Consider the following 20,474-nt stretch of genomic DNA (forward strand, 5'->3'; position numbering starts at 1 on the left):
ACACTCCTATGTGCGGCATCGTCGGCATCGTCGGGCGCGACGCGGTGGCGGGGCAGGTGATCGAGGCCCTGCGGCGGCTCGAGTACCGCGGCTACGATTCCGCCGGCATCGCCACCCTGGAGCACGGCCGGCTGGCGCGGCGCCGGGCCTCGGGCAAGCTGGTCAACCTGGAAGCCAGGCTCGCCCAGGAGCCGCTCACCGGCACGATTGGCATCGGCCACACCCGCTGGGCCACCCACGGCCGGCCTAACGAGACCAACGCCCACCCGCACGCCACCAAGCGCTTGGCCGTCGTGCACAACGGCATCATCGAGAACTTCCGCGAGCTCAAGCAGGAGCTGGAGGCCGACGGCGTCGTCTTCGAGACCGAGACCGACACCGAGGTCGTCGCCCAGCTCGTCAGCCGCAACATGGACCGGCAGATGGGGCCGGTGGAGGCCGTGGCCGCCGCCCTGCCGCGGCTGCGCGGCGCCTTCGCGCTGGGCTTCCTCTTCTCCGGCGAGGAGAACCTGCTGATCGGGGCCCGCCACGGCGCGCCGCTGGCCATCGGCTTCGGCGAGGGCGAGACCTACCTGGGCTCCGACGCCCTGGCGCTCGCCCCGTTCACCGACGCGATCACGTATCTCGACGAGGGCGACTGGGCGATCCTGTCCCGCGGCGGCGCCGAGATCCGCGACGCGTCGGGCGCCACGGTCGAGCGCGCCCGGCAGACGATCGCCACGCAGGCCTACCGGATCGACAAGGGCGAGTACCGCCACTTCATGGCCAAGGAGATCCACGAGCAGCCCGAGGTGGTGGGCCGCACGCTCGCCCACTACGTCGACATGGCGCAGGGGCGGGTGGCGCTGCCCGAGGCGCTGCCCTTCGACTTCGCCAAGCTCAGCCGCGTCTACATCACCGCCTGCGGCACGGCCTACTACGCGGGCCTCGTCGCCCGGTACTGGTTCGAGCAGGTGGCGCGCCTGCCGGTGGAGATCGACGTCGCCTCCGAGGCCCGCTACCGCGAGGCGCCGCTGGAGAAGGACGGGCTGACGCTGGTCATCTCGCAGTCGGGCGAGACCGCCGACACGCTGGCCTCCCTGCGCTACGCGAAGTCGAAGGGCCAGCACACGCTGAGCGTGGTCAACGTGCCGACCTCGACGATCGCGCGGGAATCCTCCGTGGTGATGCCGACGCTGGCCGGGCCGGAGATCGGCGTCGCCTCCACCAAGGCGTTCTCGTGCCAGCTCACCGTGCTGCTCTGCCTCGCCATCGCGGCGGGCCGCGCGCGCGGCACCCTCGACGCGGCGGGCGAGCGGCGGCTGATCGACGGCCTGATCAAGGCGCCGGGCCTGATGGCCGAGGCGCTCACCCACGAGGCGGCGATCGAGGGTCTGGCCCGGGAGGTCGCGAAGGCGCGGGACGTGCTCTATCTCGGCCGCGGCACCAGCTACCCGATGGCGCTGGAAGGCGCGCTGAAGCTCAAGGAGATCAGCTACATCCACGCCGAGGGCTACGCGGCGGGCGAGCTGAAGCACGGGCCGATCGCGCTGATCGACGAGAGCGTGCCGGTGATCGTGATCGCGCCGCACGACGCGGTGTTCGAGAAGACCGTCTCGAACATGCAGGAGGTGGCCGCCCGCGGCGGGCGCATCGTGCTGATCGGCGACGCCAAGGGCGCGGCCGAGCACGGGCTCGACACGCTCGCGACCTTCACCATGCCGGCGCTCGACCCGACGGTGGCGCCGATCGTGTACGCGGTGCCGATCCAGCTGCTCGCCTACCACACGGCGGTATTCATGGGGAAAGACGTCGACCAGCCCCGCAATCTCGCCAAGTCGGTCACTGTGGAATAGCCGTCGCCGATCACACCCACGTCCGGTTCGGAAGCGGCGCCGTCTTTGCGAGCGGAGCGAAGCAATCCAGTCTGCGCTATGCTGCCAGAGGTTGCGCGACGCTGGGTTGCTTCGCTGCGCTCGCAAAGACGGTCTGCGCAATCCTGCTGACCCCGGTATGAGGCCCCCATGACCGCCCATGACACCGACGTCCTCCGCTGGCTCGACGGGCAGGAGGGCGCGATGCTGGCGCTCCTCGAGGAATTGGTGAACATCGATTCCGGCTCCTACGACAAGCCGGGCGTCGACGCGGTCGGCATCCGCATCGCGGAGTTCCTCGCCGGCCACGGCATCCCGGTGACCACGATCCCGGTCGACGGCTACGGCGACGCGCTGAAGGCGAGCGTGGCCGGATCGGGCGGCGGCAACCGGCCGGTCGTGCTCATGGGCCACCGCGACACCGTCTTCCCGAAGGGGGAGCCGGCCCGCCGGCCGTTCCGGGTCGCCGACGGCCGCGCCTATGGGCCGGGCGTCGCCGACATGAAGGCGGGCCTCGTGATGAACGCCTTCGTGCTGGCCGCCTATCACCGCGCCGGCGGCGCGCCGGTGCCGCTCGTCGGCCTGTTCACCAGCGACGAGGAGATCGGCTCGCCGGCCTGCCGGCCGATCATCGAGGAGACCGCCCGGGGCGCCCGCGCGGTGCTGAATTCCGAGCCGGGGCGGCCGACCGGCAACGTCGTCACCGGCCGCAAGGGCGGGGTGTTCATGCACCTCGAGGTGCTCGGCAGGGCGGCCCATTCCGGCGGCAACTACGCCGACGGGCGCAGCGCCATCCTAGAGCTCGCCCACAAGACCGTCGCGCTCCACGCGCTGACCGACCTCGACCGCGGCACCACGGTCAATGTCGGCCTGGTCTCCGGCGGCCAGTCGGTGAACACCGTGGCGCCCCGGGTCACCTGCGAGATCGACCTGCGCTACGTGACCCCGCCCGACCGCGAGGCCGCCATGGACCGGATCGCCGCGATCGTGGCCGGATCGACGGTGCCGGACACGACCGCGCATCTCACCATCAAGGGCGAGTTCCTGCCGCTCGTGCAGGACGAGGCCTCGCGGGCGCTGTTCGACACCTACGCAAGGGTGAGCGCGGAGGGCGGCAACCCCGTCACCGGCGAGTTCGCAGGCGGCTGCGCCGATTCGGGCTTCACCGCCAGCGTCGGGTGCCCCACGCTCTGCGCCGTGGGCCCGGTGGGCGGCAAGGCCCACTCGCCCGAGGAGTACCTGGAGGTGGGAAGCCTTGTGCCGCGGGCGCGCGCGATGGCCGAGACCATCGCGGCGCTCTGACGGTTCAGAGACCGACCATCGCCAGCCCGGCGGCACCGTAGCGGTCGCCGGTCACCGCCTCGGCGGGCATCGCGTCCGCGATGGCCCGCAGGTCGGTCTCGGCCAGGACGAGACCGGCCGCCGCCGCGTTCTCCTCGAGGTTCCGGATCTTGCGGGCGCCCGGAATCGGCACGATGAAGTCGCCCTGGTTCAGCACCCAGGCAATGGCGAGCTGGGCCGGCGTGACGCCCTTGTCGCGCGCCAGGGCGGCGAGCGTGTCGAGCAGCCGCTGGTTGGCCGCGAGGTTCTCCGCCGCGAAGCGCGGCATCGTGCGGCGGTAATCGTCGGCGGCGAGGCTGTCGCGGTCGCGGATCGCGCCGGTCAGGAGTCCGCGCCCCAGGGGGCTGTACGGCACGAAGCCGATCCCGAGTTCACGGCAGGTCGGCAGCACCTCGGCCTCGGGATCGCGGCTCCAGAGGGAGTACTCGCTCTGCACGGCGGCGATGGGGTGGACCGCGTGGGCCCGCCGGATCGTGGCCGCGCCGGCCTCGGACAGGCCGAGCGCCCGTACCTTGCCGGCCCGCACGAGATCGGCCATGGCGCCGACCGTGTCCTCGATCGGCACCGCCGGATCCACCCGGTGCTGGTAGAACAGGTCGATGACGTCGACGCCGAGGCGCCGGAGCGAGGCGTCGCAGACCGCCCGGACGTGCTCGGGCCGGCTGTCGACGCCGATGATCCGGTCGGGACCCTGGCCGGTCTCGGAGATCTTGAAGCCGAACTTGGTGGCGATGATCACCCGGTCGCGGACCGGCGCCAGGGCCTTGCCCACCAGCTTCTCGTTCTCGAAGGGGCCGTACATCTCGGCCGTGTCGAAGAGGTTGATGCCGAGGTCGACGGCGCGGCGCAGCGTGGCGGTGGCCTCACCCTCGGGCTGGCCGCCATAGGCGTAGCTCATGCCCATGCAGCCGAGGCCGAGGGCGGAGACGGTGAGTTCGGTTCCGAGTCGACGGTGATCCATGCGGGCCTCCCGTGATGCGGCCCGGACTTCGCACGGGCCGACGGCGGCGATAATCCGTGACCTGCGGCGCAGGCTGTTCTATGCGGCTCAACAGTGAGACGCGCCGACCTCCCCGCCCTGTCGCTCTTCGCCGCGGTCGCGGCGCGCCGGAGTTTCCGCGGCGCCGCACGCGATCTCGGGCTCTCGGTCTCGGCGGTGAGCCACGCGATCAACGGCCTGGAGGCGAGCCTCAGCGTGCGCCTCCTCGCGCGGACGACCCGCAGCGTCGCCCCGACCGAGGCGGGCCAGCGCCTGCTCGACGGTCTCGAGCCCGCCCTCGCGGCGATCGCCGACGCGGTCGAGGTGGCGACCGCCGCGGAGCGGCGGCTCACCGGGACGCTGCGGATCTCGGTGCCGCGGTCGGCCGCCGAGATGCTGCTGCTGCCGCTCGCCGTCGCGTTCACCCGCGCGCATCCGGGCGTCGAGATCGAGATCCGCGCGCAGGACGGCTTCCGCGACATCGTCGCCGAGGGGTTCGATGCCGGCGTCCGCTTCGCCGAGAGCCTGGACCAGGACATGATCGCGGTGCCGCTCGGGCCGCCGCAGCGCGGCGCGATCGTCGCCGCGCCGGACTATCTCGCCCGCCACGGGACGCCCGCGGACCCGCAGGACCTGCACCGGCATGTCTGCGTCCGGCGCCGCTTCCCGAGCGGTGGCCTCTACCTCTGGGAACTCGAGAAGGACGGGATCGCCCAGTCGATCCCGGTCACCGGCACCCTCGTCCTCGACGATGACGGGCTGGTGGCCGAAGCGGCGCGCGGCGGCGCCGGTCTCGCCCACCTCTTCGAGGCGCAGGTGGCGGCCGACATCGCGGCCGGCCGTCTGATCCGGGTCCTCGACGCGTGGTGCCCGCCCTTCCCCGGCTTCTTCCTCTACTACCCGAGCCGCCGCCAGATGCGGCCGCTGCTCCGGAGCTTCGTCGATCACGTCAGGGGCCGCTAGCGCCGCCGGCCCGCCTACGGGCGCAGGGCCGCCACGAGGCGCAGCAGGAAGCCGTCGAGGGCCGCCTTGTCGATCCAGCGCAGGACCGCGACGAGGTCGTGCTCGGGGTCGCACCAGATCACGTTGTTGCCCGCCCCGAGGGCGCTGAAGGCCGAGGCCGGCAGTTCCGGCTTGGCGGCCGCGCCGCGGTTCAGCCACCAGAGGTAGCCGTAGCTGTCGAGGGTCGGAGAGGGCGTCAGCATGGCGCGGATCCAGCGCTCCGAGAGGAGCTGCCGCCCGTTCCAGGCGCCGCCGCGGGCGACGAGGAGACCGAAGCGGGCGTGGTCGTCGGCCCCGATGAACAGGCCGCCGCCCCAGTGGCCGCCGCCGGGGACCGACTGGACCCGCGCGCCGTCGACCGCGACCCAGGCCGTGTCGTAGCCGTGCCACGCCCAGTCGCGGGAGGCGCCGATCGGATCCATGATCCGCTCGCGGAGCACGTCCGGGAGGGCCCGGCCGAAGCGGCGCATCAGGCAGTACGACAGCAGGTTCACCCGGACGTCGTTGTACTCGTAGTAGGTGCCGGGGCACCGCAGCGCCCGCGCCTCGCCCTTGCGGCTGTTGTCGGCGCCCGGGCCGATCTGCCGGAAATGATCGACCTGATCGGACTTGCCGAACAGCGTTCCCTGCCACTCGCTCGACTGCTGCAGGAGGTGGCTCCACGTGATCGCGCCGTTGTGCGGGCCGTCGAGGAGCGGGTCGGGTACGCTGTCGCGCACCGGCGCGTCGACGTCGGGGATCAGGCCGTCGTCGTGGGCGAGGCCGGCCAGCACCGCGAGGTAGCTCTTGGCGATCGAGAAGGTCATGTCCGGGCGGGCCGTGTCGCCCCAGGCGGCGACGCGCCGGCCGGCCTTCAGGATCACGCCCGCCGGGCCGCCGCGCGGGCGCACCGGCCCGTCGACGGCGCTCCAGGGCCCCGTCTCGTTCCACTCGACGATCCCGACGTAGCGCCCGTCGGGATAGTACAGGCTGCGCGGCCACGCGCTCTCGTGGGCCTGCGCGAACGCCACCGCGTCCGCGAGCCGCCCGGCATCGAGCCCCGCCGCACCCGGGTCCTGCTCCGCCCAGTCATCCGTCGGCCAGTACGGCCCGGTCGCTTCGGTCACGCGCGTCTCCTGACGGTCCTCTCCGGTCCGGGCGCATGCAGGGCCTGCGCCGCAGATCGGACCCTCCGTAGAGCCATCGGCCCCGGGAGGGCAGGGCGCGCGCCGCGGTTCGGGGCTCGCCCCGCACGACGGGGCCGGATGTGTCAGCCCTTCCCGGTGAAGCGCACGGCGCAGCCCGGACGGGCCGCGACGAGGTCCGCGCCGCGCGCGCGGCCCAGGACCATGCAGGCGGTCGACAGCCCGTCGGCGACGAGCCCCGTCGGCGCAGTGACCGTCACCGACGACAGGCCGCGCGGCGACCGGCCGGTGGCCGGGTCGAAGATGTGGTGGTCGGTGCGGTCGTGCGAGAAGCTCATGTTGTAGTCGCCCGAGGTCGCGGCGAAGCCGGTGAACGGGGCGATGACGGCGGCGATGTCGCCGGGATGGCGGGGATCGGCCAGCCCGAGGCGCCAGGGCGCGCCGTCCGGATGCGCGCCGGCGGCGCCGAACTCGCCGGTATCCACGAAGGCGTCGTCGATGCCGCGCGCCCGGAAAGCCGCCATGACCTGGTCGGCCGCGTAGCCCTGTATCAAGGCGTTCAGCGTCAGGGCCGTCCCGGGCTCCAGGACGATCCGGTCCGTCGCGACCCGCACGCGCCGCCAGCCGACCCGCGACAGGGCCCCCCGCAGGGCCTCCGCCCCGGGGCGCTCGCCGCGGGCGGCCGCGCCGGCCCAGACCGGCCAGAGCGGCTGGACGGTCGGGTCGAAGGCGCCGCCGGTCTCGGCCGCGAGGGCGAGGGCGAAGCGCAGCAGGGCGAGCAGGTGCGGGTCGGGCGCCTCGAGGGACCCGTCCCGGTTGAGGCGGGCCAGGGCGCTGTCGGCCCGGAACAGGCTGGCGGCCGCCTCCACGGCGCGCATCGCCGCGAACCCGTCGTCGAGCGCAGCCTCGACCGCGGACGGGTCGGGCCCGGCGGCGGTCAGGGCCACGGTGGTGCCGAAGGCGAGGCCGGCGCGGGTGCGCAGCGCCAGCCCGCGCGACGCCGCGGCGGCGCGGAACGCCGCGACGCCGCCGAGCGCGGCCAGCCCCGCGGCCCCGACGAGGAGCCGGCGCCGGGCCGGCGCGAAGGGCGGCGGCGCGCTCATCCGACGGTCACCGGCCGGTGCGCGGCGCGGCGGCCCCGCTTGCGCGCCACGACCTGCGGCACGCACTGCCCGGGATCGTGGATGATCGTCACGCACTCCATGCACTGGAAGCACTCGGCGTAGTCGACCCGGCCGGAGGGCGCGATGGCGCCGTAGCGGCAGCGGACCTTGCAGAGCTGGCACGGCGAGCCGCACTCCGCCCGGCGCGGGATCCAGTCGAGGACGCGGACCCGCCCGAGGAGGGCGAGGGCGGCGCCGAGCGGGCACAGGTAGCGGCAGAAGCCCTTGTAGACGAGCAGGTTGAGCACCAGCAGCCCGGCCGCGTAGGCAACGAACGGCCACGCCCGGACGAAGTACAGGGTGATGGCGGTCTTGAACGGCTCGACCTCGGACAGGGTGTCGGCGAGGGGCGACCCCGCGGCGGCGGCACCGAGGATGCCGGCGAGCACGACGTATTTCAGCGACCGCAGCGACCGGTCGAGGCCGGGCGGCACCGCGACCGGGCGGATGCGCAGCGGCCGGGCGAGCAGCGCGACGAGTTCCTGCAGCGCGCCGAAGGGGCAGAGCCAGCCGCAGAACGTGCCGCGCCCCCAGGCCACCAGGGCGGCCAGCGCGAAGGCCCAGAGCACCAGCGAGGGCGGGTCGTAGAGCAGGAAGGCGAGGTCGTGGGTCACGGTGGCGGCCCGCACGAGGCCGACGAGGGTCACGATCGAGAGTTGCGCCTGCGCGTACCAGCCGACGAAGCCGAGGGTCAGCGCCAGGAAGCCGAGGCGGAAGAGGGGGAAGCGGCGCTGGTCCGCCACCAGCCCGCGATGGCGGCTCAGGAGCGGCACCAGCACCGCGAGCATCAGCCCGATCAGCGCGAGTTCGGGCGCCCGGGCCCGCCAGGAGTCGGTCCAGCTCGGCCCGTCATCGGGCCGGACCCGCGTGAACAGGTCGGCGGGCAGGACGGTCTCGACCGTGAAGGTCCGGGCGATCTTCTCCGACAGGATCTGCCCGCGCTCGCGGACGATCGTCTCGGTCAGCACCCAGGGCGCGGACGGGTCGAAGCCGGCGGCCTGGTCGATCCGCAGGATCGTCCAGGGGCCGGGCGGCAGCCCCTCGGCGAGGCCGGCGTCGCGGCGCTCCACCGCCATGTCGCGCGCGTTCACGATCAGGCCGGCCTGGCCGATCGCCAGCCGGTCGGGGACGGCGCCCAGCACGAACCGGTCGCCGACCGGGTTCTCGGGCGCGTCCTCCGGCCCGGCGCTGACGACCATCACGGCGTGGTTGCCGGGACCGAGCTCGCGCATGAGCGCGTCGTAGCGCGCCGGCCCCAGCAGGTTGCGGCCGATCGAGGGCGGGTCCAGGGCGGCGACGTAGAGGTCGGTCAGCACGGCGTCGGCCGGACCCTCGGACGGATCGGCCACGCCGGTGCCCCGGAAGGCCGCGGCGGCGTCCGCGTTCGTGACCGTTAACCGCCGGACCCAGCCCCGGGCGAGGAGGTCGGCCAGGGTCAGGGGCTCGTAGAGGTCGAGCTTCGCCTCGACCTTCAGGCCGACATTGGCCGCCCCGAAGCCGAGCTTCGCGCGGGCGACCGCCAGCGCCGAGGCCAGGATGGACTGGTTGATCACCCGGGTCGAGGCGGTGGCCATGGAGATGCCGTCGACGGTGGTCTGCGGCGCGGCGCCGGCGGCCCGCGCGTTGGGCCGCCCGACCCGGATCGCCTGCCGGGCCGACAGGCCGGCATACTGCTCGACGAAGGCGAGGAGCGGCTCCGGGCCGAGCCCCTCGAGGAAGACCGGCTCGTGGTGCGAGAGCACCGTCACGTCCCGGAAGGTCCCGTCGGGGGCGAGCGCGATCAGCAGGTCGGGGGGCGTGCCCCCGAAGCCAGGGATCGGCGCGAGGTCGACGGATTCGAACGCGTAGGCGAAGACCTCGTAGGACCCGGCCTGCTGCTTCAGGATCGGCCAGACCGGGAGCCTGTCGTCCTTCTCGCCGACCACCAGCGGGGGCGGGAAGTGGCGTTCGACGCCCGCGCGATCGAGCTGGCCGGCCCGGGCCGGAAGGGTCGACAGGAGCAGGGCGAGAAGGAGCAGCGCGGCGCGCAGGAGCAGGCCCGCGCCCCGGGCCAGGGCGGTGCGCGGCGCGGGCGGCCTGGGAGACGGTGCGCTCCGCAGCGGCCGCGCCTTATCCCTCCCTCCGCCCCTGGCCGCGTCGGTCACCCATCCGGACCGAGCACGGACGCCGGCGGCAGTGCGCGACCGGGCCCCTGTCCCGTTCGGGAGAGGGACAGGGTGAGGGATCGGGACGTCGAGGATGGAGCACGCTGTCGACGTGCGGGCCGGGAGAGCCTGTCCCGGATGCCGCACGTCCCTCACCCTGTCCCTCTCCCGAACGGGACAGGGGACCCGCGCTCCGGACTGCGGACGAGTCACGGCACCGCACCGGCGGCGCGCCCGTCCGTCGCCTGCGCCGAAGGCATCGGCCGCGCCGCCGCGCCCCAGGGGAAGCGGCCGACCTTCACGGTCTTGATCGGCCGGAACGTCGCGGCGTCGATCACCGTCACGTCGCCGGAGACGCCGTTGGTGGTGAAGAGCCGCGTGCCCGCCGCGTTGAGCGCGAGCTGCCAGACCCGGCGGCCGACCAGGATGTAGCTCTCCACCCGGTAGGTCGCGGTATCCACCACGGCGACCCGGTCGGACGGCCCCAGCGCCACGAAGGCGTGGCGCCCGTCCTTGGCCATCTGGATGCCCACCGGCTGGATCCGGTCGGCCGCGATTCCCTTCACGGCGAACTCGATCGTCGCGATCACCGCGCGTGTGGCGACGTCGATCACCGACACGGTGCCGCCGATCTCCGAGGACGCCCACAGCCGGGACCCGTCGGCCGTGAAGGCGGCGAAGCGCGGCCGCTGCCCGACCGGCGTCGCGTCCACGGCCGCGAGTGTCGCCGTGTCGATCCAGTGGACCATGTTGGTCGTCTCGGAGGTCGTGACGGCCGTGCGCCCGTCCGGGCTCACCGCGACGCCCTCCGGCTCGATGCCGACGTCGATCTGCGCCAGCACCCGGCGGGTCTGCGCGTCCACCACCGTGGTGGTGGCGTTCTCCTCGTTGGCGATGAACAGGGTGCGCCCGTCGGGCGCCAGGGCGAACTGCTCCGGGTCCTCGCCCGAGGGCAGGTCGTGCCGCACCTGCCCGGTCTCCGGGTCGATCACCTGCACGGCGTCGGAGTCGCTGGCGCAGACGTAGAGCGACCGCCCGTCGCGCGAGAAGGTCAGCCCGCGGGGCCGACGGCCGACCGGGAAGGTGCGCAGCACCTCCAGGCTGTCGCCGTCGATCACCGAGACGGTGTTGTCGCGCTCGTTCGAGACGAAGATCTCCTCGGCCCGCGCGGGGCCCGCGAGGCAGAGCAGTAGCGCGAGGGCGGCGAGCCGGGTCATTCTGACGTCCCCGAGAAGGCGCGGCAGGCACTCTCGGGCGCGTCGAGGCCGAGCGTGTCGAGTTCCGTGCGGTGGTGGAGGAAGCCCTCGATCGGCGCCGTCGCGGTGACGGCCCCGGGCCAGAGCAGGAAGACCGGCTGGCGCAGCTGCCCGTCCCAGGCGCGGAAGCTCAGGGGGCGGCCCTTGAAGCCGCCGATCTCGAAGCCGGGCGCCGTCAGGGCGGCGCGGACCGCCGCGGGGTCGGTGCTGCGCGCCTTCACGGCCGCCTCGCCGACGACGTGCACCGCCATCCAGCCGGCCCAGTCGACGGGCCGCATGGCGCGGCCGGCGAGCTTCCGGAACCGCCCCTGGAGCTGGACGGCGGCCCAGGCCTCGACGGGCCGACCCCAGGCGGCCGGCGCGAGGCCCTGCGTGCCGACGAGGGGCCGGGGCGAGGCGGTGTTGTAGTTGAGGCTCGCGCCGAACGCGCCGGCCTCGTCGGCCACCGCGACCACGTCGTGCTCGGGCCCGCGGGTCGGCAGGGCGAACTCGCGCAGGGCCGTGTCGCGGACGTCGCCCCCCTGCGGGTCGTAGCGCGTCTCGGCGACGATCCGCGCGCCGAACTTCCTCGCGCTGCGCCGCAGCGCCTCGGCGAAGAGCGCGTCAGCTGGCGCCGGCCCGGTCACCAGCAGGATCCGGGACCAGCGCTTGAACGCCAGGAACTGCACCAGCGCGTCGGACAGCATGGCGCGGGACGGCAGGACGTGGAGCAGGTTCCGGCGGCAATCGGCGTCGCGCAGGCGCGTGTCCGGGGCGCCGATGTTAAGGAGCACGCTGCCCTTCGCCTCCGGCAGGTCGGCCAGGGCGAGGACGTCGGCGGCCGGGGCGTTGAGCACCACGAAGCGCCGGTCGGCGAGGTCCCGGAAAGCCTGGCGGATGTCGGCGGCCGGCTCGACGATCGTGGTGCCGAGGTCGAAGCCGAGGCCGAGGAACCGGCCGGTGGCGTTGGAATCGCGCAGGCCGAGTTCCGCGCCCTTGGCGCCCTCGTCGTCGGGGATCGGGTCCTCGTTGTTCAGCGGCGCCGGCCGCTCGACCCGCCGCTCCAGGTAGCGGATCGTCAGGGGCGGGCCTGCCGGCGCGGGCGCGGCCCGCCCCTGCGCGACCGGCGCCAGGGTCGCCATGGCCGCCACGGCCGCCAGCACGACGGCGCGCCGCAGGCCGGCCCATGGCCCGCCGCGCATCCCGGGCCGCCGCGCACCGGAGGACACCATCCCCGCCCGTCTCCTCCAGCCCCGCGGCGCTCGTCTTTGGCCGGGAGTCTAGGAGCGGAGTTGCGCCCTCCGATATTAGACCAAGGTGCACAAACCGGGTTTGGTGCAGCGCAACACAAGTCGTCGATGGCGCTAATCTGGCCGATCCGTACCAAAGCATAATGGGTCCGCCGCCCGGTACTTGCTAACCGTTGTGCAACGACGACGGGAGGGGCGGATGCGCACGATGAAGACGGCGGCGGGCGGCGTGCTCGCGGCGCTGGGACTGGCCCTGGCCGCCGGCGGCGCCCTCGGGCACGGCGATGTCCAGCCCCAGCCGGTCAACACCGACGGCCTCAAGCCGCTGGGCGCCGAGTGGGTCGCCGAGAACCCCTACAAGGACGACAAGCACGCCATCGCGATCGGCGCCTCGGGCTTCAACCAGAACTGCGCCCGCTGCCACGGCCTGGAGATGATCTCCGGCGGACTCGCCCCGGACCTGCGCTACCTGCCGCAGGGCAAGGAGGGCGACGAGTACTTCGTCGAGCGCATGAAGCACGGCGCCGTCATCAACGGCGTGACCAAGATGCCGGCCTTCGAGGGTGTGATCTCGCAGGAGGGCCTGTGGGCGATCCGGAGCTACATCGAGTCGAAGCATGAGGAGTAGCGCACGGCTCCTTCTCGCCTGCGGCCTGCTCATGGCCCTCCGGTTCCAGCCGGAAGCGGCGGCGCGCCCCCTCGACCAGATCGTGGCCGACGGCACCCTGCGGGTGGCGGTCTACGGCGACAACGCGCCGTTCTCCGCGGAGGAGACCGGCAGGCCCCGCGGCATCGACGTCGATCTCGCCCGCGCGATCGCCGACGCGCTCAAGGTGAAGCTCGACCTGCGCGTGGTCGACGCCGGCGAGAACGTCGACGGCGACCTGCGCCTGACCCTGTGGCGCGGCGACCTCGCCGGCACGCCGCTCGCCGACCTGATGCTGCACGTGCCGACTGACCGGCAGCTCGCCCTGCGCAACGAGCAGGTGTTCTTCACGGCGCCGTATTTCGAGCAGGAGATCGCCTTCGCGTACCGCAAGGGCGCGCTGGACGGCTTCGACAGCCTCGACGACATCGGCGACCGGAGCGTCGCGCTGGAGGGCACGGGCGCCGCCGACCTGATGCTGCTGACCGCCCAGGGCGGCCGCTTCCGCCCGAACCTGAAGCACTACAGGAGCTTCGAGGAGGCCGCGAAGGCCTACCTCGCCGGCGAGGCGCCGATCCTGGCCGGGAGCCGCGCGGCGATCGCGGCGGCCCTGTTTGCCGCGAAGGTCCCGAAGGACGACAACCCGATCGCCACGGTCCCGTCGACGGGGCTGGTGAAAACGCGCTGGGAGATCGGCGGCGCGGTGAGGACCGATTCCCGCGACCTCGCCTACGCGGTCGGGGACGCGATCACGGCACTGAACGCGGAGGGTCGGCTCAGGGCGATCTGCGAGAGCTACGGCGTCACCTACGCGCCGCCGAAGGGGTATTGAGCGCATCCGTCATCGCGAGCGCAGCGAAGCGATCCAGACAGCGCGCCATCGTGGGATGCTGTGCTGCCCTGGGTCGCTTCGCTGCGCTCGCGATGACGGTAAGAGCGAACATCAGATCTCCCGAACGAGACCTCCGTCGGATTCGCGCCAATCCGAGCGCCGATCTCGACGAATACATTGCATTCGCCGGTCCGCAGAGTGGCCTTATTGGACCAATGGCCAATAAGACTTTCCTGAGAAGCCCGATAGCTTCGTCCTCCAAGGGGGCGCCCCGCGACTCGTGCGGCCCGCGTCGAAACCCGGATGCCCCGGCCACACGGACCGGGGCCGACCACGGAGGACACGTCATGAGAATGCGGACCCGGTTCCTCGCCGCGGTGGGCGTCGCCGCCCTCGTGGCGGGCGGCGCCCTGCCGGCCATGGCCCAGGGGGTCACCGAGCAGGACATCATCAACGACGCCAAGACGCCCGGCGACGTGGTCACCTACGGCCTCGGCCCGCAGGCCCAGCGCTTCAGCCCGCTGAAGACGCTCAACCGCGACAACATCAAGGGCCTCGTCCCGGCGTGGTCGTTCTCGTTCGGCGGCGAGAAGCAGCGCGGCCAGGAGAGCCAGGCGCTGGTCAAGGACGGCATCATCTACGTCACGGGCTCGTACTCGCGCATGTACGCGATCGATTCCCGCAGCGGCGAGAAGAAGTGGGAGTACGACGCCCGCCTGCCGGAGGGCATCCTGCCCTGCTGCGACGTCGTGAACCGCGGCGCCGCGCTCTACAAGGACAACGTCTACTTCGGCACGCTCGACGCCAAGCTCGTCGCGCTCAACACCAAGACCGGCAAGGTCGTCTGGCGGAAGGAGATCGACGACTTCAAGGCCGGCTACAGCTACACGGCCGCCCCGATCATCGTGAAGGGCAAGATCATCACCGGCGTGTCGGGCGGCGAGTTCGGCGTGATCGGGCGGATCGAGGCCCGCGACGCCGAGACCGGCGAGGTCGTGTGGAAGCGGCCCGTGATCGAGGGCCACATGGGCGAGCTCAACGGCAAGCCCTCGACCATGACCGGCAAGGTCAACGAGAGCTGGCCCGGCGACATGTGGAAATTCGGCGGCGGCGCCACGTGGCTCGGCGGCACCTACGATCCCGAGACCAACCTGATCTACTTCGGCACCGGCAACCCCGGCCCGTGGAACTCCTGGCTGCGGCCGGGCGACAACAAGTGGACCTCCTCGCGGCTCGCCCTCAACCCCGACAACGGCGAGATCGTCTGGGGCTTCCAGACCACCCCGCACGACGGCTGGGACTTCGACGGCGTCAACGAGTTCGTGCCGTTCGACCTGAACAAGGGCGGCAAGACCATCAAGGCCGGCGCCACCGCCGACCGCAACGGCTTCTTCTACGTCCTCGACCGGACCAACGGGAAGTTCATCTCGGCGACGCCGTTCGTCGAGAAGATCAACTGGGCCAAGGGCATCGATGAGAACGGCCGCCCGATCTACAACGAGGAGAACCGCCCCGGCGACCCGAGCAAGGCGACCGGCAACGACAAGATTGGCAAGTCGGTCTTCGCGGTGCCGAGCTTCCTCGGCGGCAAGAACTGGATGCCGATCGGCTACAGCCCCGACACCAAGCTGTTCTACGTGCCCTCCAACGAGTGGGGCATGGATATCTGGAACGAGCCGGTGAACTACAAGAAGGGTGCCGCCTACCTCGGCGCCGGCTTCACCATCAAGCCGGTCTTCGACGACCATATCGGCTCGCTCAAGGCGATCGACCCGGCCTCCGGCAAGGTCGTGTGGGAGTACAAGAACAAGGCCCCGCTCTGGGCCGGCGTGCTCACCACCGCGGGCAACCTCGTCTTCACCGGCACGCCGGAGGGCTTCCTGAAGGCCTTCGACGCCAAGACCGGCGAGGAGGTCTGGAAGTTCCAGGTCGGGACCGGCGTGGTCTCCTCGCCGATCACCTGGGAGCAGGACGGCGAGCAGTGGGTCGGCGTCGCGGCCGGCTGGGGCGGCGCGGTGCCGCTCTGGGGCGGCGAGGTCGCCAAGTCGACGGCCGGCATCAACCAGGGCGGCAGCTTCTGGGCGTTCAAGCTGCCGAAGACGGTGGCGTCGCGCTGAAGGCGCTCAATCGGAAGCGTGCCGGCCCCCGCGGGTCGGCACGCCCAGGTCCCGGGGCCGGGCGGTCGTCTCAACACCCGCTTGCGCCCCGGGGCCGCATCGATCACCTTCGGACCTCCCGCCCGCGTATTCGGCGGATCCTGTGAGGATCTCGAGCGAAGGACCGAGGTCTCCGTGCATCTCCTGATCGTCGATGACCACCCGCTGTTCCGCGACGCCCTGGCGGCCACGATCCGCCTCGCGCACCCGGACGCGGTGCTGCACGAGGCCGACGGGATCGAGGCGGCCTGCGCGGTGCTCGCCGCGAACCGCGGCATCGACCTGACGCTCCTCGACCTGTCCATGCGCGGCGTCACCGGCTTCGACGGGCTGATCACCATCCGGGCGAGCTTCCCGCGCATCCCGATCCTGATCGTCTCCGGCCACGAGGATCCGCGCATCGTCCGCGAGGCCCTGCAGCACGGGGCGGCGGGCTTCGTCCCCAAGGCCATGGACAAGGCGACGCTCACCCGGGCGATCACCGAGGTGATGAGCGGGGCGCTGTTTCTGCCGCCCGGGCTCGCCGAGGCCGGTGCGCCCGCGCCCCGGTCCAAGAAGGCGCCACTGGCCGAGCGCCTCGCCCGGCTGACGCCGCAGCAATTGCGGGTCCTGATGATGATCCGTCAGGGCAAGCTCAACAAGCAGATCGCCCACGAGCTCCAGGTCGGCGACTCGACCGTGAAGGCGCACGTCTCGGAGATCCTGCGCAAGCTCGAGGTCATCAGCCGCACGCAGATCGTGATCGACACGGCGTCCCTCGACTTCGACCAGATCCACAACAGCCACTCGGCCTGACGACGCGATCGCGGGATCCGGCCTGCGGCTCGGGGATCGCCGCGACGGCGGCTGCGCGTCCGCACCCGCCCCGTGCAGCGACCGGATTATATGCGCCCGCCGCAGAACAAACCCAAGTTATGGGTCGACTCATTCTTCTGGCGCAGCCCTGATCCCCTCGCGGCATCCCTCAATCGAGATCGATATGAGGCTATCTATCGGCGTGCGAGCCGATTGATCCGGTGACCTCGCCGGCTCCTCGCGACGGTGGATCAGGTTGTGACCGGCATCGATGGTCCGACGACGCGCGGGCGACATCAGCAGATCGACACCCACGCCCTCCTGACCACCGGCCGCCACCGGCGCCGCGCCACCGTCGGGGCCGCGCCCGAGCCGGAGCCGGTGCCGTGACCCTCCCCGCATGGCGCGACTGGGCCTTCGCGCTGAAGACCTACGCGGCGGCGATGCTCGCCCTGTACCTCGCGCTCTGGATCGACCTGCCGCGGCCCTACTGGGCCCTCGGCACCGTCTACATCACCAGCCAGGTCCTCTCCGGCGCGACGCGCGCGAAGGCCGCGTACCGGGTCTGCGGCACCGTGCTCGGCGCGGCGGTCAGCGTCGTGCTGGTGCCGAACCTCGTGAACGCGCCGATCCTGCTGAGCCTCGCGGTGGCGCTGTGGGTCGCGCTCTGCCTCTACGTCTCCCTCCTCGACCGAACCCCCGCGAGCTACCTGCCGATGCTCGCCGGCTACACGGCGGCGCTGATCGGTTTCCCCGCCGTCGACGATCCCGGGGCGATCTTCGACACGGCGGTGGCGCGGGCCGAGGAGATCTCCCTCGGCATCGTCTGCGCCAGCCTCGCCGCCACGCTGATCCTGCCGCAATCGGCGGCCCCGCTCATCGTCGGACGGCTGAACGACTGGTCGGCGGAGGCCCGGGCCTGGATCCGGAGCGCCCTCGCGGCCGCCCGCGCGCCGGAGGCCGTTGGGCCGAGCCAGGGCCGGCGCCTGCGCCTCGCCTCGGACGCGATCGGCCTCGACGCCCTCGGCCTCGCCCTGCGCAACGAGGCGACGGGCGCGGAGCGCGCCGCCGAGGCCTTCGCGCCCCTCCGTCAGCACATGCTGATGGTCCTGCCGATCGTCGCCGCCGTGGCGGACCGCGTCGCCGCCCTCGAGCAAGCCGGCGCTGTTCCGGCGCGGGTCCGGGCCTTCCTGTCGGACCTCATCGCCTGGCTCGCCGACGAGGTCGACGATCCGGATCGCGCCGCGCGGCTGCGCGACCGGATCGACGGGTTCGAGCCCGCCCTCGGCCGAGCGCCGGACTGGAACACGCTCCTCCTCGCGAGCCTCGCGGCGCGCCTGCGCGACGTCATCGACCTGCGCCAGGATCTGCGGGTACTGCGCGGCCACCTCGCGGTCGGCACCGCGCCCCGCGCGCCGCTCGCCTTCGCCTACACGGCCCGCGTCCGGTCGATCCGCCACCGGGACCACGGGCTGGCCGCGTTCTCGGCCTTCGGGGTGTTCGCGGGCCTGCTCGCCTGTTGCACCATCTGGATCGCCACCGGCTGGCCGGACGGCTCCGCGGCGCCGATGATGGGCGCGGTCGCCTGCTGCCTGTTCGCCGCGCAGGACGATCCCGCGCCGCAGATCCTGAGCTTCGCCAACTCGGCGATCGTCGGCGCCCTCGGCGCGGGCCTCTACCTGTTCGCCGTGCTGCCGCTCGCCACCTCCTTCGAGATGCTGGCGCTCGCGCTCGCACCGGCCCTGATCCTGTGCGGCCTGATGATGACGCAGCCGCGCACCGCCCCGATGGGCATGGGCGCGGCGCTGAACGGCGCGACCCTGCTGGCCCTCCAGAACGGTTACAGCGGGGACTTCGCGCCCTTCGCCAACGGGGTGATCGCCTCGGTGGTGGGCATGTGGATCGCCGCCGCGGTGACCCGGGTGATCCGCTCGGTCGGCGCCGGCTGGAGCGCGCGGCGGCTGATCGGGATCAACCGGCGCAGCCTCGCGGCCGCCGCGGACGGGCGCGGCACCGGCCACGGGCTCGAACTCGCGGCCCTCATGCTCGACCGCGTCGGCCTGATCGCGCCGCGGCTGGCGAGCCTGCCCGCGGACACGTCCGCCTCCGTGGGCGACCTGCTGGCCGATGTCCGGGTGGGCATCAACCTCGTGGAGGTTCGCCGGGTGCGCCGGCGGCTGACGGGCCCGGCCCGCAACACCGTCGACCGGGTCCTCGCGCTGGCGGCGCGCCAGCTGCGCGGCCGGACCGACCGGCCGGACGCGGCGCTGCTCGCGGCGCTGGACGAGGCGCTCGACGCCGTCGCGGGCGCGGCCCCGTCGCCGGAGCGGCGCGCCGCCCTGATCGGCCTCACCGGCCTGCGCCGCGGGCTCTTCGCCGACGCGGCGGCCTACCGGGCGGCGCCCGCCCTGGACCACCGGGAGATGGCGGCATGATGGGCGAGATCGACCTCTGCGGCGTGTTCGTGCCGGGCCTCGCCCTCTGGATGGCGCTGGCCTTCGCCCTCGGCCTGCCGCTGCGCAGCCTGCTCGCGGCGACCGGCCTCTACCGCCTCGTCTGGCACCGGCCGCTCTTCGACCTCGCCCTCTACGTCGTCCTGCTCGGCGGCGTGGTGACCCTCGCCCACCGGACCCTGCCATGACCGCCCTGTTCTCCGCCCTCGGCCGCCTCCTAGTCACCCTCGGCATGGTCGCCGCGGCGCTGATCGTCGGCCTCGGCCTGTGGGACTACTACATGGACGCCCCCTGGACCCGGGACGGGCGCGTGCGCGCCGACGTGGTGGCGGTGGCCCCCGACGTCTCCGGCCTCGTCACCGAGGTGCTGGTGGAGGACAATCAGGTCGTGCGGAAGGGCGACGTCCTGTTCCGGATCGATCCGGACCGGTTCCGCCTGGGGCTGCGGCAGGCGGAGGCGATGGTGGAGGGCCGCAAGGCGACCGCCGAGCAGGAGGCGGCCGACTACGCCCGCTACAGCAGGCTCTCCGACGCGGCGGTGTCGCAGCAGCGGGTCGAGGCCGCCAAGGCGGCCGACCTGTCGGCGCGGGCCGCCTACGAGCAGGGCTTGGCGGATCGCGACCTCGCCAAGCTCAACCTGGAACGCTCGGCGGTGCGCGCCCCGGTCAACGGCCGGATCACCAACATGGAGCTGCGGCCGGGCGCCTACGTCACCACCGGACGTGGCGTGATGGCGCTGATCGACAGCGACACCGTCCGGGTCGAGGGCTACTTCGAGGAGACGAAGCTGACGCGGATCCGCGTCGGCGCGCCCGTGACCGTCGAGCTCATGGGCGAGGACGGGGCGCTCCGCGGCCACGTCGCCAGCATCGCCGGCGGCATCGGCGAGACCGGCCGCAGCGACGCCTCCAACCTGCTCGCGAACGTGAACCCGACCTTCTCGTGGGTGCGCCTCGCCCAGCGCATCCCGGTGCGGATCAGCCTCGACGGCGGCACGGCGGATCCGCGGCTGGTGAGCGGCCGGACCGCGACGGTCTCGATCGCGCCGGCGGCCGGCGGGGAACCCCTGCGCTGGCCCTGGACGGCGTGGCGCGAGGCGCTCGCCCGCTGAAGGCGCGACCGAACCATCCGGGCGCGCCCGGGTTGGCCTCACACCACAGCCCAACGACCTGTCAGGAGGCCCCATGTCGAAGACGATCCTCGCCCTCGCCACGTCATTCGTACTCGCCACGTCCGGGGCGGCGCTGGCCCAGGCGCCGCAGACCGGCGGCGCCAACCAGGGCAACGTCAACAAGTCCGGCGCGGTCGGCGGCACCGGGACCGGGACCGGCTCGATGGAGAGCACCGGGTCTACCGGCGCCGGCATGGCGCCCGGCACCAGCGGCGGCCCGCGGGTCAGCACGCCCGGCGCCCCCGCCGGCAGCAGCTCGGGCAACGGCGCCACCGGCAGCGGCGCTGCGCCCAGCGGGAAGTAGGCCCCGCCGGTTCTCCCTCCCACCTG

18 protein-coding genes are annotated in these 20,474 nt (G+C 73.0%); 12 read left to right on the plus strand and 6 right to left on the minus strand.

The genetic code is table 11. The annotated features are described in order from the left end of the window. Nucleotides 1-8: 8 nt before the first annotated feature. The gene (gene glmS / locus LXM90_RS11180) at nucleotides 9-1,835 is read left to right on the plus strand and encodes a glutamine--fructose-6-phosphate transaminase (isomerizing) (RefSeq protein WP_020095050.1); all 1,827 of its coding nucleotides are present in this window, start codon (nucleotides 9-11) and stop codon (nucleotides 1,833-1,835) included. A gap of 168 nt (nucleotides 1,836-2,003) precedes the next feature. After that, on the plus strand, nucleotides 2,004-3,155 hold the full coding sequence (locus tag LXM90_RS11185; RefSeq protein ID WP_020095051.1) for a M20 family metallopeptidase: 1,152 nt from the start codon (nucleotides 2,004-2,006) through the stop codon (nucleotides 3,153-3,155). A 4-nt stretch (nucleotides 3,156-3,159) separates the two neighbouring features. Here LXM90_RS11185 and LXM90_RS11190 read toward each other — a convergent pair whose 3' ends face one another. Next, nucleotides 3,160-4,155: an aldo/keto reductase gene (locus LXM90_RS11190; protein ID WP_020095052.1), complete on the minus strand. Its 996-nt coding sequence runs from the start codon at nucleotides 4,153-4,155 to the stop codon at nucleotides 3,160-3,162. Between the two features lie 93 nt (nucleotides 4,156-4,248). Between LXM90_RS11190 and LXM90_RS11195 the strand changes: the two genes are divergently transcribed. Next, nucleotides 4,249-5,136 carry a LysR family transcriptional regulator gene (locus LXM90_RS11195; RefSeq protein ID WP_020095053.1) on the plus strand — a complete coding sequence of 296 codons (888 nt, stop codon included), beginning with the start codon at nucleotides 4,249-4,251 and terminating at the stop codon, nucleotides 5,134-5,136. 14 nt (nucleotides 5,137-5,150) lie between these two features. On the opposite strand, the gene LXM90_RS11200 is transcribed toward LXM90_RS11195, so the two are convergent. From LXM90_RS11200 to LXM90_RS11220, 5 genes are all read right to left on the minus strand, one after another. Beyond that, nucleotides 5,151-6,281, minus strand: a complete 1,131-nt coding sequence (locus LXM90_RS11200) for a serine hydrolase domain-containing protein (protein ID WP_234082755.1) — start codon at nucleotides 6,279-6,281, stop codon at nucleotides 5,151-5,153. A 143-nt stretch (nucleotides 6,282-6,424) separates the two neighbouring features. Beyond that, on the minus strand, nucleotides 6,425-7,402 hold the full coding sequence (locus LXM90_RS11205) for an FAD:protein FMN transferase (RefSeq protein WP_020095055.1): 978 nt from the start codon (nucleotides 7,400-7,402) through the stop codon (nucleotides 6,425-6,427). Then, nucleotides 7,399-9,498 carry a 4Fe-4S binding protein gene (locus tag LXM90_RS11210; protein WP_026605227.1) on the minus strand — a complete coding sequence of 700 codons (2,100 nt, stop codon included), beginning with the start codon at nucleotides 9,496-9,498 and terminating at the stop codon, nucleotides 7,399-7,401. The genes LXM90_RS11205 and LXM90_RS11210 overlap by 4 nt, the downstream gene beginning before the upstream one ends. A gap of 317 nt (nucleotides 9,499-9,815) precedes the next feature. Next, nucleotides 9,816-10,823 carry a YVTN family beta-propeller repeat protein gene (locus tag LXM90_RS11215; RefSeq protein ID WP_020095057.1) on the minus strand — a complete coding sequence of 336 codons (1,008 nt, stop codon included), beginning with the start codon at nucleotides 10,821-10,823 and terminating at the stop codon, nucleotides 9,816-9,818. After that, entirely contained in the window at nucleotides 10,820-12,073 is a 1,254-nt protein-coding gene (locus LXM90_RS11220) for an ABC transporter substrate-binding protein (protein ID WP_020095058.1), read from the minus strand. The genes LXM90_RS11215 and LXM90_RS11220 overlap by 4 nt, the downstream gene beginning before the upstream one ends. A 217-nt stretch (nucleotides 12,074-12,290) precedes the next feature. On the opposite strand from LXM90_RS11220, the gene pedF reads away from it, so the two are divergent. The 9 genes from pedF (at nucleotide 12,291) to LXM90_RS11260 (ending at nucleotide 20,448) form a co-directional block, all read left to right on the plus strand. Beyond that, nucleotides 12,291-12,719, plus strand: a complete 429-nt coding sequence (gene pedF / locus LXM90_RS11225; RefSeq protein ID WP_234082757.1) for a cytochrome c-550 PedF — start codon at nucleotides 12,291-12,293, stop codon at nucleotides 12,717-12,719. Beyond that, nucleotides 12,709-13,569 (plus strand): substrate-binding periplasmic protein, encoded by an 861-nt coding sequence (locus LXM90_RS11230; protein ID WP_419149858.1) that lies wholly within the window; start codon nucleotides 12,709-12,711, stop codon nucleotides 13,567-13,569. Before pedF ends, LXM90_RS11230 begins: the two co-directional genes overlap by 11 nt. 347 nt (nucleotides 13,570-13,916) lie before the next feature. Continuing rightward, on the plus strand, nucleotides 13,917-15,686 hold the full coding sequence (locus LXM90_RS11235) for a PQQ-dependent methanol/ethanol family dehydrogenase (RefSeq protein WP_326491900.1): 1,770 nt from the start codon (nucleotides 13,917-13,919) through the stop codon (nucleotides 15,684-15,686). A gap of 174 nt (nucleotides 15,687-15,860) precedes the next feature. Next, nucleotides 15,861-16,520, plus strand: a complete 660-nt coding sequence (locus LXM90_RS11240) for a response regulator (protein ID WP_020095062.1) — start codon at nucleotides 15,861-15,863, stop codon at nucleotides 16,518-16,520. A gap of 258 nt (nucleotides 16,521-16,778) precedes the next feature. Further along, nucleotides 16,779-16,910: a hypothetical protein gene (locus LXM90_RS31910; RefSeq protein WP_020095063.1), complete on the plus strand. Its 132-nt coding sequence runs from the start codon at nucleotides 16,779-16,781 to the stop codon at nucleotides 16,908-16,910. Next, entirely contained in the window at nucleotides 16,907-18,955 is a 2,049-nt protein-coding gene (locus tag LXM90_RS11245; RefSeq protein WP_234082758.1) for an FUSC family protein, read from the plus strand. Before LXM90_RS31910 ends, LXM90_RS11245 begins: the two co-directional genes overlap by 4 nt. Continuing rightward, nucleotides 18,952-19,161 (plus strand): DUF1656 domain-containing protein, encoded by a 210-nt coding sequence (locus tag LXM90_RS11250; RefSeq protein ID WP_234082759.1) that lies wholly within the window; start codon nucleotides 18,952-18,954, stop codon nucleotides 19,159-19,161. Before LXM90_RS11245 ends, LXM90_RS11250 begins: the two co-directional genes overlap by 4 nt. Further along, on the plus strand, nucleotides 19,158-20,084 hold the full coding sequence (locus LXM90_RS11255) for an HlyD family secretion protein (RefSeq protein WP_234082760.1): 927 nt from the start codon (nucleotides 19,158-19,160) through the stop codon (nucleotides 20,082-20,084). Before LXM90_RS11250 ends, LXM90_RS11255 begins: the two co-directional genes overlap by 4 nt. Before the next feature lie 73 nt (nucleotides 20,085-20,157). Next, entirely contained in the window at nucleotides 20,158-20,448 is a 291-nt protein-coding gene (locus LXM90_RS11260) for a hypothetical protein (protein ID WP_020095067.1), read from the plus strand. Nucleotides 20,449-20,474 lie beyond the last annotated feature (26 nt).

The organism is Methylobacterium oryzae (genome assembly GCF_021398735.1).
Classification (GTDB): domain Bacteria; phylum Pseudomonadota; class Alphaproteobacteria; order Rhizobiales; family Beijerinckiaceae; genus Methylobacterium.

Excerpts from the sequence above, each read along its gene's own strand:
- LXM90_RS11205 (WP_020095055.1), bottom strand. The coding sequence starts at position 7,402 with ATGAGCGCGCCGCCGCCCTTCGCGCCGGCCCGGCGCCGGCTCCTCGTC.
- LXM90_RS11235 (WP_326491900.1), top strand. The coding sequence starts at position 13,917 with ATGAGAATGCGGACCCGGTTCCTCGCCGCGGTGGGCGTCGCCGCCCTC.
- LXM90_RS11185 (WP_020095051.1), top strand. The coding sequence starts at position 2,004 with ATGACCGCCCATGACACCGACGTCCTCCGCTGGCTCGACGGGCAGGAG.
- LXM90_RS11230 (WP_419149858.1), top strand. The coding sequence starts at position 12,709 with ATGAGGAGTAGCGCACGGCTCCTTCTCGCCTGCGGCCTGCTCATGGCC.
- LXM90_RS11215 (WP_020095057.1), bottom strand. The coding sequence starts at position 10,823 with ATGACCCGGCTCGCCGCCCTCGCGCTACTGCTCTGCCTCGCGGGCCCC.
- LXM90_RS11255 (WP_234082760.1), top strand. The coding sequence starts at position 19,158 with ATGACCGCCCTGTTCTCCGCCCTCGGCCGCCTCCTAGTCACCCTCGGC.
- LXM90_RS11190 (WP_020095052.1), bottom strand. The coding sequence starts at position 4,155 with ATGGATCACCGTCGACTCGGAACCGAACTCACCGTCTCCGCCCTCGGC.
- LXM90_RS11220 (WP_020095058.1), bottom strand. The coding sequence starts at position 12,073 with ATGGTGTCCTCCGGTGCGCGGCGGCCCGGGATGCGCGGCGGGCCATGG.
- LXM90_RS11260 (WP_020095067.1), top strand. The coding sequence starts at position 20,158 with ATGTCGAAGACGATCCTCGCCCTCGCCACGTCATTCGTACTCGCCACG.
- pedF (WP_234082757.1), top strand. The coding sequence starts at position 12,291 with ATGCGCACGATGAAGACGGCGGCGGGCGGCGTGCTCGCGGCGCTGGGA.
- glmS (WP_020095050.1), top strand. The coding sequence starts at position 9 with ATGTGCGGCATCGTCGGCATCGTCGGGCGCGACGCGGTGGCGGGGCAG.
- LXM90_RS11250 (WP_234082759.1), top strand. The coding sequence starts at position 18,952 with ATGATGGGCGAGATCGACCTCTGCGGCGTGTTCGTGCCGGGCCTCGCC.